The following is a 15,880-nucleotide window of genomic DNA, read 5'->3' as shown; positions in this document are numbered from 1 at the left end:
GGTCAGCCGGTTGCTGCGCGGGAGTTCGGGCTAGGTTGACTGTCGGGGTCCATTGCGGTCTCCAGGGGCGGCGGCGTCACGCGGCCTTGTTCTCGAGGGTCAGCCGCATCACCGTCTCGGTGAGCGCGTCGATCTTCTCGTGCAGCGCCTCGATCTGCGCCTCGGCGCGCAAATTGGTCTCATAGTCGAGCCGCGCGTCGAACCGGTCCTTCGCCGCCTGGCGGTTCTGGCTCATCATGATGATCGGCGCCTGCAGCGCGGCGAGCATCGACAGCATCAGGTTGAGGAAGATGAAGGGGAAGGGGTCGAACGCCCGCATCCCGAGCAGGACGGTGTTGGTCACCGCCCACAGGCCGAGGAACAGGCCGAACCCGATGATGAAGCCCCAAGAACCGCCGATCGCGGCGACGCGGTCGGCCAGGCGCTCGCCGAAGGTCAGGCGCTCGGCGAACAGCTCATTGGCGTCGCGGCGCACGCCGTCGCGGCGCCAGGACTGGGTGAGGAAACGGATGGTGGTGTTCATGGCTCACCTCGCTTGCGACGGCCCGCTCGGACCGTCGCGGTGAGCCGACAGGATCAGCTCAACGGCGAGGCCCGGCGGGCAATCTCGATCGACTTTGGTCGTTGTTGGACATGATCCCCTCGGGGGTTCGGACTACGGACGCTGCTGTCCGCGGGTGGCCATGTAGGCGACGATGCTGCGCTGCGCAAATGACAAATGCGTCATGGTGCGCCGTGCGAGCGGCATCGGAGGAGCTAGGCGGGCCTATGTGCCTCAGGTTGGCCGAACCATCGCAAAGCGGCCCGAGCGGCGTCCTCATCGGCGGCGGCGGCCTCGCTGGCCCAGGCGACGAAACCGTCGGGGCGCACCAGCACGGCGCTCAGGCCGAGCCGATCCTTGGCGTCGGCCGCGATATAGGCGATCCGCCCCTTCCAGCGCCTTGCGAGGGCTTGAAGCGGCGCGCGAGGGTCGAAGTCCAGAAACAAGCCTTTCCCTTCGGTCAGCAGATCGCCGACCCTCGTCCCGTCGGCCAGTTCGAAATCGGGGACGCTGCGGCCCACCAGCGGATGGTTGCCGCCTAGGTCGTAGCGGAGGGAAACGCCCCACACGCGCTCGGCGAAGTAGGTCGCGCCGTCACGGGTCTCGATGAGATCGCGGATGATCGATTCGAGCGCACGGGTGCTCGGCGTCGGCCGCATGAGCGCGACCTGGGCCCGCGACCAGTCGAGGACCTGGGCCCCTACCGGGTGCCGCTCGGTCATATAGCTGTCGAGCAGGCCGGCCGGTGCGTCGCCGCGGATCGTGGCGGCGAGCTTCCATCCCAGGTTCATCGCGTCGCCGAGCCCCAGATTGAGCCCCTGGCCTCCGAGAGGAGAATGGATATGCGCGGCATCGCCCGCGAGCAGCACCCGTCCCCTGCGATAGGCCGTCGCCTGGCAGGCACGATCCGTCCAGGTGGTGGCGAGCCGGAGGGCCGTCAGGGTAATATCCGTGCCCGAAACGCGGCGCAGCACTGCCTGCACATGGTCAAGCGTGACCGGACGGGTTCGGTGGAAGGCGCCGCCGTCGAAGTCTACCATCGCGATCACCCCTGGCCGTGCATAGGTATACATGCCCGTCGGCGTATAGTGGCGCCCCGGGCGAAGCCCGTCCGGATCGGCCATCTCGACATCGATGGAATAGCCGGTGAACTCGGGATCGGTGCCGGCGAATCCGAAGCCGCCCGTTTTGCGCACCGTGCTGCGGCCGCCGTCACAGCCGACGAGCCAGCGTCCCCGGAAGGTCTGTCCGGCGGCGCGGACGGTCACCTCCTCGTCCGAAGGATCGAAGCCCTCGACGGCCATGCCGCGCCGGATCTCGACCCCCATCGCAATGGCTCGCGCGGCCAGAACGGATTCGAGTGTCTCCATCTCGACCGCCATGCCGGTGCCGGCCGGGCTCGGCAGGCGATATCGCCATGCCGAAGTATCGATGTCGTCGTGATAGAACTGGATGCCGGCGAAATGGCCTCCGGGACGGCGCGGCTGCTGCATCCAATGTGCCTCAGCCGGGGTGCGGCCCCCCGCGTCATCGTTCGCGCGCTGGGCTGTGACGATGTCGTCCAGCAATCCGCGACGGTAAAAGGCTTCGAGGGTGGGCGCAGAAAGGCCGCGCATCCCGAACGGAAGTCGCTTCAAGGGAGAGTGCGGGTCCTCGCCTTGCTCCAGAATCAGGACCGAGAGGCCGGAGAGGCGCAGCTCACAAGCGAGAAACAGGCCGACGGGGCCGGCTCCGGCGATTACGACATCATAGGGGTCGGGATAGGGATCGTGCATGAAACGCTCCTTCGTCGATGTTCGACCGGAGCGTTCCTCGGATGCGAGTCCCACACGGACGAACATGGGGGCGCCGGGCGGCGTCCGATGTTCGTCGTGGGGATCTCATGCACGAGGCCAGAGACCAGAGCTTTCGTTACCGAAAGGACTTGGGCTTACCAAACCAAGTCTGCCTTTTCCGACGCGGGCGATATAGCGGCGCAGCGATCGGGCCGCAACGGGAAGGGATGCGGCCCCCTGGATGAGGTGGAATCGTGCTCCTGCGAAGGCAGGAGCCCTGGATTGCCGGGCGTGCCGCTTGCGGCCTGAGCTCCTGCCTTCGCAGGAGCACCGACTCGGCCTCCATCCGAGCAGGATGGCTGCCAACGGCAGCTGATGGCGGCTCACCCAACCTTGAAGACTATTGCGCCTCCGCCTGCCGCTGCGCCTGCACGGCCTCGATCGCGAGCGAGCGGCGGAGGATCTTCGCGGCGGGATCGATGATGATGTGCTCGCCAGCGGGAACCGCCAGCGTGCCGCTGCCGCCGGTCATCGGCACGACCTTGACCGGTCCGTCCAGGCCGATCTGCACCTCGACCGGCATCGGGAAGGGGCGGTCGCCCGGCGTCTTCCAGGCGAGCGTCAGCGCGTCGCCACTGCGGCTCTCGACCAGATCGGGCAGCGCGGCCTCGCTCAGATAGACGTCGAAGAACCAGCCATAATCCTTTCCGGTCACCTCGTTGACGATCCGGCGGTATTCCGCGGTCGATCCGAACCGCGGCTTGAAGTTGCCCGGCCGGGGATCGGGGCGGCCATAGACGGCGCGGGTGGTCACTTCGAAGAAGGCCTTGTCGCCGATCAGGTCCCTCAGCGTGTGGAGCATCCACGCGCCCTTGTTGTAGATGTCGCCGCCGGGACCGCCCTTGTCCTCGTCATAGACCTGTTCCTCGGTGCGGATCTGGCCGGAGACGATCGGCGCCTTGTTGCGGATGCCGGTGCGCTGGGCCGCCATCATCGCGGCGTAGCGGGCCTGGCCTTCGCGCCACAGGCCGTAGAGCGGCTGCATGTACGCGCCATAGCCCTCGTGCAGCCAGTAATCGTCCCAGTTGCCGGCGGTGAGCTGGTTGCCGAACCATTCGTGGCTGAACTCGTGCTGGAACAGCCAGTCGAAGCCCTCCGCCGCCTTCTTGTAGCCGTTGCCATAGGCGTTGATCGTCTGGTGCTCCATGCCGAGATGCGGCGTCTCGACCACCCCCATCTTCTCGTCGCCGAACGGGTATGGGCCGATCAGCGTTTCGAAGAAATCGAGCGTCGGTGCGAACTCGGCGAACAGCCCTTTGGCCTGCGCCTCCTCGCCCGGCAGATACCAATATTGCATCCTGATCGTGTTGCCGAAACGGCTCTTGTAGTCGCCCTCGATCAGCTCATAGGGCGCGATGTTGAGCGCGATCGCATAGGTGTTGGGGTGCTTGGCGCTCCAGTTCCAGGTGGTGCGGCCGTCGGGCAGCGTGTCGACCCCTTTGAGCACGCCGTTGGAGGGCGCCTTGAGCCCCTTGGGCACGGTGATGTGGAGGTCCATCCGCTCCGGCTCGCCGCTCGGCATGTCGAGGCAGGGCCAGAACAGGTCGCAGCCCGACCCCTCGCTGGTGGTGGCGATCCACGGCTGGCCGTCCTTCGTCTTCGCCCAGACGATGCCGTCGTCCCAGGGCGCGCGGATCGCGACGTGCGGGGTGCCGCCATAGGTGAGCTTGGCCGTGACCTTGCCGCCGGCGGGAATCGGCGCCGGCAGGGTGACGAACAGGCGCCCTTCCGGGTTGGTCCAGGCGCCGGGCTTCAGCGGCGTGCCGTCGATCTCGATCGCGCTGACCGGCAGGTTGCGGTCGAGGTCGATCAGCAGCCGGATCAGCGGCGCCTTGGCGGTGAAGGCGAGGGTGGCGGTGCCGGCGATCGTCTCCTTGTCGGGAAACACCTCGATCGCGAGGTCGACCGTGTCGAGCTGCAGCTTCGCCTGCTCGGGATCGACCGGCCCGCCCGATCGCTGGGTCAGCGCGGTGACCTCGGGCTTGCCCTTCTCGGCCGCGGCGAGCTGCGGGGTCAGCGAGGTGGTGAGCAGCGCCAGCGCGGCGAAGGAGCGAAGATGCATGGAGAAGGCTTTCGGTTTCAACGATGGTGGGCGCGAAGGCGCGTCATAGTTCTAACGGCGGATTGATGCGATCCGCATCGGCACCATATAAAGCAGGAAATCGGCCCGGTTCTGGGCCACCCGGAGTTTCCATGAAACAGTCCTACCCCGTTCTTCCCCTGCGCGACATCGTCGTCTTCCCCCATATGATCGTGCCGCTGTTCGTTGGCCGCGACAAGTCGGTCGCGGCCCTCGAAGCCGCGATGGCGGGGGACAAGGAGATCCTGCTGATCGCCCAGCTCGATCCGTCCGAGGACGATCCGGGCCGCGACGACCTCTATGATGTCGGCGTCACCGCGGAGGTGATGCAGCTCCTCAAGCTGCCCGATGGCACCGTGCGCGTGCTGGTCGCGGGCAAGGAGCGCGCAAAGCTCGAGACGCTGGAGGCGGCCGAGGGCTACCTCACCGCGACGGTGAGCGCGGTCGAGAGCGACGACACGCTCGAGGTGGCCAGCGCAGAGCTCCAGGCGCTGATGCGCTCGGTGGTCGAGCAGTTCGAGAATTACGCCAAGCTCAACCGCAAGCTGCCGGCCGAGACCGCGGTGCAGCTGTCCGAGCTCGAGGAGCCGTCGCGCCTCGCCGACGCGGTCGCGGGCAACATCGCGGTCAAGGTCGCCGACAAGCAGGCGCTGCTGGTCGAGACCGACCCACAGAAGCGGCTGGAGATGGTGTTCGCCTTCATGGAGGGCGAGCTCGGCGTGCTGCAGGTCGAGAAGAAGATCCGCTCGCGCGTCAAGCGCCAGATGGAGAAGACCCAGCGCGAATATTACCTCAACGAGCAGCTGAAGGCGATCCAGCGCGAGCTCGGCAACGAGGGCGAGGACGGCGACGGCAACGAGGTCGCCGAGCTGACCCAGAAGATCGCGACGCTCAAGCTGTCGAAGGAGGCGCGGACCAAGGCGACCGCCGAGCTCAAGAAGCTCAAGACGATGGCGCCGATGAGCGCCGAGGCGACGGTGGTGCGCAACTACCTCGACGTGCTGCTGGGGCTGCCGTGGGGCAAGAAGTCCAAGATCAAGAAGGACATCGCCGCCGCACAGGCGATCCTCGACGAGGACCATTACGCGCTGGAGAAGGTCAAGGACCGGATCATCGAATATCTCGCGGTCCAGGCGCGCACCAACAAGCTCAAGGGGCCGATTCTGTGCCTCGTCGGCCCGCCCGGCGTCGGCAAGACGTCGCTCGGCAAGAGCATCGCCAAGGCCACCGGCCGCGAATTTATCCGTCAATCTTTAGGCGGTGTGCGCGATGAAGCAGAAATTCGGGGCCACCGCCGCACCTACATCGGCTCGCTGCCGGGCAAGATCGTGACCAACCTGCGCAAGGCCGGCACGTCGAACCCGCTGTTCCTGCTCGACGAGATCGACAAGCTCGGCCAGGATTTCCGCGGCGATCCCGCCTCGGCGCTGCTCGAGGTGCTGGACCCGGAGCAGAACAACAAGTTCAATGACCATTATCTGGAGATCGACATCGATCTTTCGGATGTGATGTTCGTGACGACGGCGAACACGCTCAACCTGCCGCAGCCGCTGCTCGACCGCATGGAGATCATCCGGCTCGAGGGCTATACCGAGGACGAGAAGGTCGAGATCGCCGAGCGTCACCTGATCGCCAAGCAGGTCGAGGCGCACGGGCTCAAGGAGGGTGAGTTCACGTTGACCCAGGAGGGCCTGCGCGCGCTCATCCAGCGCTACACCCGCGAGGCGGGCGTGCGCACGCTGGAGCGCGAGATCGCCAAGCTCGCCCGCAAAGCGCTGCGCCGCATCCTGGAAGGGAAGGCGGAGAGCGTGACGATCACGCCGGACAATCTCGCCGAGTTCGCGGGCGTCCAGAAGTTCCGCCACGGCCTCGGCGAGGAGGAGCATCAGATCGGTGCTGTCACCGGGCTCGCCTGGACCGAGGTCGGCGGCGAGTTGCTGACGATCGAGAGCGTGACCGTGCCCGGCAAGGGCGCGATCAAGACGACCGGCAAGCTCGGCGACGTGATGAAGGAATCGGTCGAGGCCGCCTTCAGCTTCGTCAAGGCGCGCTCGCCGAGCTACGGCATCAAGCCGAGCCTGTTCGGCCGCAAGGACATCCACGTCCATCTGCCCGAGGGCGCGGTGCCCAAGGACGGGCCGTCGGCGGGCATCGGCCTGGTCACCTCGATCGTGTCGACTTTGACCGGCATTCCGGTGCGCAAGGATGTGGCGATGACCGGCGAGGTGACGCTGCGCGGCCGCGTGCTGCCGATCGGCGGGCTCAAGGAAAAGCTGCTCGCGGCGCTGCGCGGCGGCATCAAGACGGTGCTGATCCCGGTCGAGAATGAGAAGGATTTGGCGGAGATCCCGAACAACATCCTCGAAGGGCTCGAGATCGTTCCGGTCAAGCATGTCGACGAGGTGTTGCGTCTGGCGCTGGTCGAACCCGTCACGCCGATCGACTGGAGCGAGGCTGACGAGCTTGCTACGCAACCGCCGCAGGGCGTGCCGCCGGCGGGCGAGGCTTTGCACCACTGAGGATTTCGGCATCGTTTCGGCTCCGTTCAGCCGGAAAGATGCCGAAAATCCTTTGACTCAGCCGATGGCGCGAGCCTTATTGGCCGTTCGGCCAGCGGCCGCGATTCTTTTCCGCGTACCAGGTAAGGGGGATTCCAGGGCATGAACAAGCAGGAACTGATCGGACAGGTCGCCGACGCATCGGGTCTGGGCAAGGGCGACGCCAGCCGCGCGGTGGAAGCGGTATTCGACGCGATCGCGAGCGCGCTCAAGAAGGGCGACGAAGTGCGCCTCGTCGGCTTCGGTACCTTCTCGGTCAGCAAGCGCAAGGCCTCGACCGGCCGCAACCCGCGCACCGGCGAGCCGATGACGATCAAGGCCTCGTCCCAGCCCAAGTTCAAGGCCGGCAAGGGCCTCAAGGACTCGGTGAACTGATTTAATCGACGGGCCGCGCGGGCTGGGGGCTGGACAGCCGGTCGCCCCCCGCCTAAAGGCCCGCTTCCCGTTTCGGGCGCGTAGCTCAGTGGTAGAGCACTGTGTTCACACCGCAGGGGTCGCTGGTTCAATCCCAGCCGCGCCCACCATTTCTTCCCCTCGGAGTTAAGCCACTATCGGTAGCTCCGAGGGAGATGCTCTCTCCCTATCAAAGCGCGGCAGACGCGCGGATAGTGCTCCTGCGAAGGCAGGAGCTCTGGCCGCAAGCAACACGCCCCTGATCCAGGGCTCCTGCTTTCGCAGGAGCCCGATTCGGTGAGTCAGCGGGCGGAGGATCAGGTCAGCGCCGAAGGCCACCCGTCGGCGCTCCAGCTGAGTTCGGCGATGCGCAGGGTCGGGGCGGAGCCATGCTCGGTGTCATAGGCATGGTAGACGATCAGGTCGCGGTTCCCGTCGTGATATAGGCCGCAATGGCCGGGGCCACGCCAGCGTGAGGAGGCCCACGGCCGCTCGACGATCACCGCAGTGCCGTAGCCATCCATCATCGCCTTGCCGTCGCGGCCGACATAGGGGCCGGTCACCTGCTTCGCCCGGCCGACGGCGACGTAATAGTTGCTCGCTTCCTTCCTGCAGCAATAGTCGTAGCTGGCGAACAGATAGTACCAGCCGTCGCGGCGGATGATGAAGGCGCCCTCGATGGGATTGTCGCCGCCGGTGGGCGCGGGGCGATAGGCGATCGAGTGGATCGTCCTGTCACCGGGGCGGGGCTTGCCCGTCGCCTTGTCGAGCGGGATCAGCTTGAGGCCGCTCCAGTAGCTGCCGAACGCAAGCCAGTGATTGCCCTCGGCGTCGATCACGAAATTGGCGTCGATCGCGTTGTAGGTGCCGCCTTCGAAGGTCTCGATCACCATGCCGTGATCGGTCCAGCCATAGTCCGGCGAATTCCGATCGAGCGTCTTCGTCGTGGCGAAGCCGATCACCGAGCGCATGCTGCCGCCGGTCGAGACGGCGTAATAGAGGCGGAACCGGCCATCGACATAGGAAATGTCGGGCGCCCACATGCTCTCGGCCTTGGGGATCGCCGCCTTTGCCCAGGCCGGCACGGCGTCGAACGGATCGCCGTTGTCGCGCCAGTTCGCCAGATCCTTCGATACGCGCCATGTCACCGACGGCCGCTTGCTCCATCCGCCGGAGCCGAAGACGTGATAGGTGTCGCCTTCACGGATGATGACCGGATCATGGATTGGCGTCAGATCGCCGGTGAGCTTCGCGTTGAGCGAATTGGGCGACATGCTCTGCGCAAAGGCGAGGCCGGCTCCGCCCGCACCGAGGGCGGCACTGGCTCCTCCGATCAGCAGGCTGCGACGATCGATGTGCATGGTGGGCTCCTTGAATAAGCGACGGAGCAATTGCCGCGGCTCACTCGATCAGCGCGGCGAATCCGCTCTGTCCGTCATTTTGACCGGCAGGATCGATCCGTCGCTTGCATAGCGGATGGACTCGATCGCGACCTGGCGTTCGCCGCGATAGGGACCTTCGCCGGGCGGCCGTTCCCAGCGGTGATAGACGATCAGCCATTCGCCGTTGCGCTGGACAAAGCTGTGGTGGCCCGGTCCCTGATGGCTCTTGTCGCCGGTCAGGATCGGGCCCCGATAGGTCCAAGGACCGGTCGGAGAGGGCGCGGTGGCATAATGGACCGAATAACTCGGCCCATTCCATTTGCCGTGGCTGTAGGAGAGATAATAGAGGCCGTTCCGTTCATGCATGAACGCCCCTTCGGTGAACTGGGGCGGCTGTTCGACCGCTATCTCGCGCGCGATCGTCACCATGTCTGGCTTGAGCTCGAACACGCGGAGCGTGGCGCCAGCGCTGCCGCCTGCATAAAGATAGGGCGTCTGCGTCCTGGGATCGACGAACACCATCGGGTCGATCGCCTCGAACCCGTTGCCGCCGGTCAGCAGCGGCCTTCCGCTGTCCTGATAAGGTCCTTCCGGACGATCGGCGACGGCGACGCCGATCCGGCTCGGCGTCGGGTTCTGTGGACCCACCGAATAATAGAGATACCATTTGCCGTTTCGTGTCGCGACGGCCGGCGCCCACAGGAAATGCTCCGCCGCGCCGTCGTCGCCGATCCACTTGATCGCGTCGCGGCGGATCAGCACGCCGCGGCTCTTCCAATGGACCAGGTCGGCGCTGGACCAGGCGCCGAACCGGTCGGCGCTCCAGCTCCCGCTGGGGCCGCCGGTCGGGAACACCCAGAGTTCGCTGCCGATGATGATCGCATGCGGATCGGCGCCGCGAAACTGCGGATTGTCCGCATGAGCCGGGGTGGCGGCAAGAACTGCCGCCACCGCCATGCCCCGCCATCGCATCAGAAGCGCGCCCGGAAGCCGACCGCGTAGATGCTGTCGTCGGTACGCGTGTCCCGGATGAAATAGCTGTTGTTGATGTAGCTTTGGTAGCGGGAGCGTAGGACGTTGGTCCCCTCGACCGTCAGGGTGAGGTTGCGGGTCACGTCGACGCCCAGGCTGAAGTCCAGGCGGCCGTTGGGGCGGACGTAGTTCAGCCAAGTCTCCGTGCCGACCGGGCGCACGTCGCCTGCGCCGCTGCGGTCCTCGTCGAAATATTTCGAGCGATAGGTGTAGACCACGCGGCCGGAGATGCCGTGACGATCGTACAGCAGGCCCAGGTTGAAGTTGTACTTCGACACGCCCTGGAGCGGGAAGCCCGACAGGTCGTCGCCCACGCCGATCTCGCTGTCGGCATAGGTGAAGTTGCCGAACGCGCCGAAGCCGGCGAGGTCGCCCGGCAGGAAATCGAAGAAGGTCTGGCCGCTGACCTCGATGCCCTTGAGCTTCGCCCGGCCGACGTTGCGCGGCCGCGAGATGTTATATTCGATTCCGTCGATCGTCTCGACATCGACGCCGTTCACGATGCGGTTCTTGATCTTGCGGTAATAGCCGCCGATCGCGAGATAGCCCGAAGACCAGTAATATTCGAGCGTGGCGTCGAAGCTGTCCGACATCTGCGGCAGCAGGTTGGGATTGCCGCCCGAGCCGCCGTTGCGGATGTTGGGGTTGGTCGAGACGATGTAGTTGAGGCCGGGGTTGAGCGACCCGAAGGGCGGCCGCGCCAGCGTCTTGGCGTAGGTGAAGCGTGCCTGGAGGCCGCCGCCGAGCTTGATGCGGGCGCTGGCATTGGGCAGCCAGTCGGTGTCGCTGGTGCTCGCAGTCGTGGTCACAGGATCGCCGTCGACCAGGCCGGTGCCCGTGATGTCGCGATCGGTGCGCGAGTAACGGACGCCGATCTTGCCGTCGACGCCGATGGCGCCGCCGAGCGGGATCTCGTATCCGACCTGCGCATAGGCGGCATAGGTCTTCTCGTTCGCCTCGAACCGTCGTGTCGGATCGAACGGCGGCTGGCCCTCCGGCGCGCCGAAATAGTCGCGCAGCAGGGCCTGTCCCTCGTCGGACAGCAGATAGGAGCGGCTGGGGATCAGGAACGGCGCTCCCCCGTTGATCTGGGGAATGCCCGGCGCGCGCACGAAGAAATCGCTTGGAACGCCTGCCGCGGTGACCGGCACATTGCCCGAGCCGCCGGGGGCACCGACGCCGAGCTGCACCTGCTGGAACAGCGCGCCGCGATCGGCATAGCGGCCGCCGAACTCGATCGTCTTGATGATCCCGCCGACATCGTAGCTGCCGTCCAGCTTGGCGGCGAACAGGTCACCCTTCGCGCGCAGATAGTCCTGGAACAGGCCGTTGAAGAAGGTGTAGCCCGTCGGATCGATCATCGGATTGCCGGGTGCGGTCACCACCGGCGAATGATCCGACCGATTGAGGTCGAGCGACACGGAATCTACCTTCTTGCCGGTGTCGACGATGAACGTCTCATTGTTGACGATCGATTCCTGATAGGAAAGATCGAGCGCCAGATGCACCCGGTCCGCGTCATACTTTGCGCCGAACGCCGCGAGATAGCTGTCGGTCTTGTGGTTCTTCGCCTGCGTGCTGGTGAAGGAGTTGGTGTTGTGGAACTGACCGGACGTCAGATTGCAGAGCTGCTGGTCGGTGTATTCGTTGTTCAGGATCTGGCCCGAATTGGCGTTGAACCCGTCGCCGTTCACCCGTGCGGTGAAGCAGTTGTCGTCGGTGCCGATATTGGAAACGCTATCCGAATTGAACAGCTGATACTCGTAGAAGGCCGTCGAGAATTTGCCGCGATAGGCCGAATAGAGACCGTCCACATAGAGCTGCAGCTCCGGCGATGCCTGCCACTGGATCGAACCGTTGGCCTGCGGGCGCGAGTAGCTGCCGAACTCGTTCAGGCCGCCCGTCGAGATCGGAATCGCGTACCCATCGCCGCCATTCAGATGGTCGCCTGAGCGCCGCTCCGCGACATAGTTGACCGGGCGATTGAACTTCATGTCGTACCACGACACGTTGAGCAGCACGCCGATCTCGCCGATGCCGGTGTCCCAGCGGTCGGTGGCGAGCGCGCTGATCTGCGGGCTCAGCTTCTCGGCGTTCGACGCATAGTTGAGCTTGCCGCTGACCGCGAAGGTCGGGTCCTTGTAATTGAACGGCTTGTTGAGCCGCAGGTCGATCGTGCCGGCGACGCCGCCCTCGATCAGGTTGGCGGTGTTCGACTTGTAGACGTCCACGCGCGCCAGCGCCTCGGCCGGCAGGTCCTGGAACGCGAAGCCGCGCCCTTCGGCGGTGAAGATCTCACGCCCGTCGAGCGTGGTCAGGATGTCGTCGAGGCCGCGGATCCGCGGATTGACGATTTCGTTATTGGAGCCGACGGTCACCTGGATGCCGGGCACGCGCTGGAGCGCCGCCGCCGTGGTCGGATCGGGGAACTTGCCGATGTCCTGCGCGACGATCGAATCGACCACCTGCGCGGCGTCGCGCTTGATCTCGGCGGCGCGAGCAAGGCTGGCGCGGATGCCGGTGACGACGATGTCCTCGGACGTGTCCGCCTGATCGCCGGTTGCGGCGGGGGCGGGCGGGGGTGTCTGCTCGGTCTGCGCGAGCGCAGGAGCGGCCAAAGCGCACAGCAGCACTGCGGCCGAGGACGCGCCGAGCAACGTGGATTTGCGGATCATAATACTCTCCTCCCTACGGGGCCCGTTCGGGCCATTATGGATTCTCACTATGTCTTAAATTGATTTATATGACAAGTATTATTTATGGTTGGATGCGGGAGCGTCCGATTGAAATCGCTAGGACATGCAAGCCCCTCCTCTTCAGGAAAGGAATTGGGGTGGGGCCTATCCACGGGCGATCTGCTTGCGGCGCTGCCCCACCCCAACCCCTCCCCTGAAGGGGAGGGGCTTAGAAAAGTCGTGCGTGGGGGCCTGATCGAACTCGAGTGCACCTATTTTCGGGACGGGGACGGCACCACGCCCTTGGGCGCCGCGCTGTAGGCGCGCAGCATGTCGGCCTCGGCCTGGCGATAGGGCGTGCCGTCGGCGCGCAGCACCTCGTGGAACCAGACGGTCGGCTCGTCGAAGGTGTAAGGCTTCTTCCAGCTGTCCCACGGCAGCCGCGTCTGGGTCTTGCCGTCGACGAAGCCCCAGTTGACCATGCCGATGTCGAGCCGCTTGGCGATCGGCAGCGAGCCGTCGAAGGTCGATCCCGCGCCGCGCGCCATATATTCGGTGCAGATGACGGGCCGGCCGTAGCTCAGCATCTGGCGCGCCCGCTGCTCGAACTTCTCCGGCCAGTTGTAGTCGTGGAAGCTCAGCACGTCGGAGCGGGCGATCTGGATCTTTTCGACGGCGTCGAGCGTCTCCGCGCGGTCCCAGCTGTCGCCGATCCACAGCCCCGATGTCAGCGGCTGGCTGGGATTGGCCGACTGCGCCCAGTCGAACACCTTGCCGAGCAGGCCGGCGACGAGCTGCTTCTTGTTCGGCGTCGGCTTGTAATTGCCGCCGCCCTCATTGTTCGGCTCGTTCCACACGTCCCAGGCGAGCACGCGCTTGTCGTTGGCGAAGCTGCCGACGATGTCCTTCACATAGGCTTCGAGCTTGCCGTACTGGGCGGTGTCCGCGAGCCGCGCCGCGCCCGGGCCCTGCACCCAGCCCGAATTGTGGACGCCGGGGATCGGCGGATGCTGCTTGCCGGCGACCGGGTTCGGATCCCAGCAGCTGTCGAACAGCACGAACATCGGCTTGATCTTGTGCTTGGCCGCGATCGTCAGGAAGGTGTCGATGCGCTTCTTGAGGCCCTCCGGATCATTCTCCCACAGGAGGTTGTGGAGGAAGACGCGCATCGTCGTCATGCCCAGGCCTTCGGCCCAGCCGAGCTCCTTGTCGATCGTCGCGGGGTCGAAGGTATCGGCCTGCCACATCTCGAGCTGGTTGATCGCGGTCGCGGGTGCGTAGTTGGCACCGAGCAGCCAGGGCTGGGCGTCGTACCAGCGCTTCGCCTCGGCCTTGGTCCAAAGATCACGCGCGGCGGCGGGCGTGGCGGCGCCGAGCGCGAGCGCGGCGGTCGCGGCGGCGGCAAGCAAACGGATCGTCATCGGGCGGAACGCGGTCATCCTCTTGTCCTCTTTTCTGGTCAGTGGCTGTCGCGGGGCAGGCCGCGGGTCTGGGCAATGCGCTGATATTTGACGGCGCTCTCGATCACCGCGCCGGTGTCGAACTGGCCGACGATGTCGCGGTGGATTTCCTGCCATGGCGTCTGCGATTCGGGGATCAGGCGAGCCTCGACATCCGTCATCTCCGCGCGGCGGCGGATGAGTTCGGCCTCGTCGACCAGCATGTCGGCGCGGCGGTGCCTGAGGTCGATGCGGATGCGGTCGCCGGTGCGCACCAGCGCGAGCCCACCGCCGACGGCCGCCTCGGGCGCGGCGTTGAGGATCGACGGGCTGCCGCTCGTCCCCGACTGGCGGCCGTCGCCGATGCAGGGCAGGGCATGGACGCCGGCGCGGATCAGCGCGGCGGGCGGGCGCATGTTCACGACCTCGGCGCCGCCGGGGTAGCCGATCGGGCCGGCGCCGCGCATGATCAGGATGGTGCGCTCGTCGATGCCGAGCGCGGGATCGTCGATGCGCGCGTGATAGTCCTCGGGCCCGTCGAACACGACGGCGCGGCCCTCGAATGCCTCGGGGTCGGCGGGGTCGGAGAGATAGCGCGCGCGGAACTCGTCCGAGATCACCGACAGCTTCATCACCGCGCCGTCGAACAGATTGCCCGACAGCACCGTAAGGCCGGCCGCGGGCTTGAGCGGCGCCGCGAGCGGGCGGATCACCGCCTCATCCTCGATCCGCGCGTCCGCCACGTTATCCGCGACGGTGCGGCCGTTGGCGGTGAGCGCGGTGCCGTCGATGAGATCGGCGCGAAGGAGCTCGCCCATCACCGCGGGGACGCCGCCGGCCCGATAGTAATCCTCGCCGAGATATTCACCGGCCGGCTGGAGGTTGACGAGCAGCGGCACGTCGGCGCCATGCTCCTCCCAGTCGGCCAGCGTCAGCTCGACGCCGATGTGGCGGGCGATCGCGTTGAGATGGATCGGCGCGTTGGTCGAGCCGCCGATCGCCGAGTTCACCCGGATCGCGTTGAGGAAGGCGGTGCGGGTGAGGATGTCGGAGGGCTTGCGGTCGGCGTGAACCATCTCGACGACCCGGCGCCCGGTCTCCCACGCGCATTGCTGGCGGTCGCGATAGGGGGCGGGGATCGCCGCCGAGCCGGGCAGGGACATGCCGAGCGCCTCGGTCAGCGAGTTCATCGTCGTCGCCGTGCCCATCGTGTTGCAGAAGCCGGTCGAGGGGGCGGAGGAGGCGACCAGCTCGATGAAGCCCTTGTAGTCGATCTCGCCGGCCGCGAGCAGCTCGCGCGCCTTCCATACGATCGTGCCCGATCCGGTGCGCTCGCCCTTGTACCAGCCGTTGAGCATCGGCCCGACCGACAACGCGATCGCCGGGATGTTCATCGTCGCGGCAGCCATCAGGCAGGCCGGCGTGGTCTTGTCGCAGCCGATCGTCAGCACCACGCCGTCGATCGGATAGCCGTGGAGCGTCTCGACCAGGCTCAGATAGGCGAGATTGCGGTCGATGCCGGCAGTGGGCCGCTTGCCGGTTTCCTGGATCGGATGGGTCGGGAATTCGAGCGGGATGCCGCCGGCCTCGCGGATTCCTTCCTTCACCCGCTCCGCCAGCACCAGATGATGGCGATTGCACGGTGCCAGGTCGCTGCCGGTCTGGGCGATGCCGATGATCGGCTTGCCCGACTGCAGCTCGGCAAGGCTGAGGCCGTAGTTGAGGTAACGCTCGACGTAGAGCGCGGTCATGTCCGGATTGTGAGGGTTGTCGAACCAGGCACGGGACCTGAGCTTCGTGCCGCTCCCATTGCTGCCGTCGCTCATCACCTCTCCGTTACATCGATTCAACACCACGATTGCTCATTAAAAGCATATATATCTTATAAAAACAACCGACATAAGGATGCCCCTGGGGCCGTCACCCCGCGCAGGCCGGGGTCCAC

At 66.0% G+C, this 15,880-nt stretch carries 10 protein-coding genes and 1 tRNA gene; 3 read left to right on the top strand and 8 right to left on the bottom strand.

Annotation, left to right across the window (positions count from 1 at the left end; genetic code table 11):
* Positions 1–76: 76 nt before the first annotated feature.
* The 3 genes from LZK98_RS13160 to LZK98_RS13150 all read right to left on the bottom strand — a co-directional run bounded on the left by LZK98_RS13160 (position 77) and on the right by LZK98_RS13150 (position 4,438).
* Positions 77–523: a DUF1003 domain-containing protein gene (locus tag LZK98_RS13160; protein ID WP_233782829.1), complete on the bottom strand. Its 447-nt coding sequence runs from the start codon at positions 521–523 to the stop codon at positions 77–79.
* A gap of 233 nt (positions 524–756) precedes the next feature.
* Positions 757–2,316, bottom strand: a complete 1,560-nt coding sequence (locus LZK98_RS13155) for an FAD-dependent monooxygenase (protein ID WP_233782828.1) — start codon at positions 2,314–2,316, stop codon at positions 757–759.
* Positions 2,317–2,716: 400 nt separating this feature from the next.
* Positions 2,717–4,438, bottom strand: coding sequence for a M1 family metallopeptidase (locus LZK98_RS13150; RefSeq protein ID WP_233782827.1), 1,722 nt, complete (start codon positions 4,436–4,438; stop codon positions 2,717–2,719).
* Positions 4,439–4,569: 131 nt separating this feature from the next.
* On the opposite strand from LZK98_RS13150, the gene lon reads away from it, so the two are divergent.
* The 3 genes from lon to LZK98_RS13135 all read left to right on the top strand — a co-directional run bounded on the left by lon (position 4,570) and on the right by LZK98_RS13135 (position 7,538).
* A complete protein-coding gene (gene lon / locus LZK98_RS13145; RefSeq protein ID WP_233782826.1) occupies positions 4,570–6,975 on the top strand; it encodes an endopeptidase La in 2,406 nt (801 codons plus the stop codon).
* 141 nt (positions 6,976–7,116) lie between these two features.
* Positions 7,117–7,389, top strand: coding sequence for an HU family DNA-binding protein (locus LZK98_RS13140; protein ID WP_233782825.1), 273 nt, complete (start codon positions 7,117–7,119; stop codon positions 7,387–7,389).
* Between the two features lie 74 nt (positions 7,390–7,463).
* Positions 7,464–7,538: transfer RNA gene (locus LZK98_RS13135), tRNA-Val, on the top strand.
* 186 nt (positions 7,539–7,724) lie between these two features.
* On the opposite strand, the gene LZK98_RS13130 is transcribed toward LZK98_RS13135, so the two are convergent.
* From LZK98_RS13130 to LZK98_RS13110, 5 genes are all read right to left on the bottom strand, one after another.
* Complete coding sequence (locus LZK98_RS13130; RefSeq protein ID WP_233782824.1) at positions 7,725–8,768, bottom strand: arabinan endo-1,5-alpha-L-arabinosidase; 1,044 nt, start codon at positions 8,766–8,768, stop codon at positions 7,725–7,727.
* Between the two features lie 48 nt (positions 8,769–8,816).
* Positions 8,817–9,761 carry a family 43 glycosylhydrolase gene (locus tag LZK98_RS13125; RefSeq protein ID WP_233782823.1) on the bottom strand — a complete coding sequence of 315 codons (945 nt, stop codon included), beginning with the start codon at positions 9,759–9,761 and terminating at the stop codon, positions 8,817–8,819.
* The gene (locus LZK98_RS13120) at positions 9,761–12,496 is read right to left on the bottom strand and encodes a TonB-dependent receptor (RefSeq protein ID WP_233782822.1); all 2,736 of its coding nucleotides are present in this window, start codon (positions 12,494–12,496) and stop codon (positions 9,761–9,763) included. The genes LZK98_RS13125 and LZK98_RS13120 overlap by 1 nt, the downstream gene beginning before the upstream one ends.
* Before the next feature lie 272 nt (positions 12,497–12,768).
* On the bottom strand, positions 12,769–13,935 hold the full coding sequence (locus LZK98_RS13115; RefSeq protein WP_233782821.1) for a cellulase family glycosylhydrolase: 1,167 nt from the start codon (positions 13,933–13,935) through the stop codon (positions 12,769–12,771).
* A gap of 20 nt (positions 13,936–13,955) precedes the next feature.
* Positions 13,956–15,761 carry an IlvD/Edd family dehydratase gene (locus LZK98_RS13110; RefSeq protein ID WP_233782820.1) on the bottom strand — a complete coding sequence of 602 codons (1,806 nt, stop codon included), beginning with the start codon at positions 15,759–15,761 and terminating at the stop codon, positions 13,956–13,958.
* Positions 15,762–15,880 lie beyond the last annotated feature (119 nt).

Origin of the sequence: Sphingomonas cannabina (assembly GCF_021391395.1) — a bacterium.
Taxonomy (GTDB): domain Bacteria; phylum Pseudomonadota; class Alphaproteobacteria; order Sphingomonadales; family Sphingomonadaceae; genus Sphingomonas; species Sphingomonas cannabina.
This window is presented reverse-complemented; position numbering and strand designations above follow the sequence as displayed.

Excerpts from the sequence above, each read along its gene's own strand:
- LZK98_RS13160 (WP_233782829.1), bottom strand. The coding sequence starts at position 523 with ATGAACACCACCATCCGTTTCCTCACCCAGTCCTGGCGCCGCGACGGC.
- LZK98_RS13155 (WP_233782828.1), bottom strand. The coding sequence starts at position 2,316 with ATGCACGATCCCTATCCCGACCCCTATGATGTCGTAATCGCCGGAGCC.
- LZK98_RS13150 (WP_233782827.1), bottom strand. The coding sequence starts at position 4,438 with ATGCATCTTCGCTCCTTCGCCGCGCTGGCGCTGCTCACCACCTCGCTG.
- lon (WP_233782826.1), top strand. The coding sequence starts at position 4,570 with ATGAAACAGTCCTACCCCGTTCTTCCCCTGCGCGACATCGTCGTCTTC.
- LZK98_RS13140 (WP_233782825.1), top strand. The coding sequence starts at position 7,117 with ATGAACAAGCAGGAACTGATCGGACAGGTCGCCGACGCATCGGGTCTG.
- LZK98_RS13130 (WP_233782824.1), bottom strand. The coding sequence starts at position 8,768 with ATGCACATCGATCGTCGCAGCCTGCTGATCGGAGGAGCCAGTGCCGCC.
- LZK98_RS13125 (WP_233782823.1), bottom strand. The coding sequence starts at position 9,761 with ATGCGATGGCGGGGCATGGCGGTGGCGGCAGTTCTTGCCGCCACCCCG.
- LZK98_RS13120 (WP_233782822.1), bottom strand. The coding sequence starts at position 12,496 with ATGATCCGCAAATCCACGTTGCTCGGCGCGTCCTCGGCCGCAGTGCTG.
- LZK98_RS13115 (WP_233782821.1), bottom strand. The coding sequence starts at position 13,935 with ATGACCGCGTTCCGCCCGATGACGATCCGTTTGCTTGCCGCCGCCGCG.
- LZK98_RS13110 (WP_233782820.1), bottom strand. The coding sequence starts at position 15,761 with ATGAGCGACGGCAGCAATGGGAGCGGCACGAAGCTCAGGTCCCGTGCC.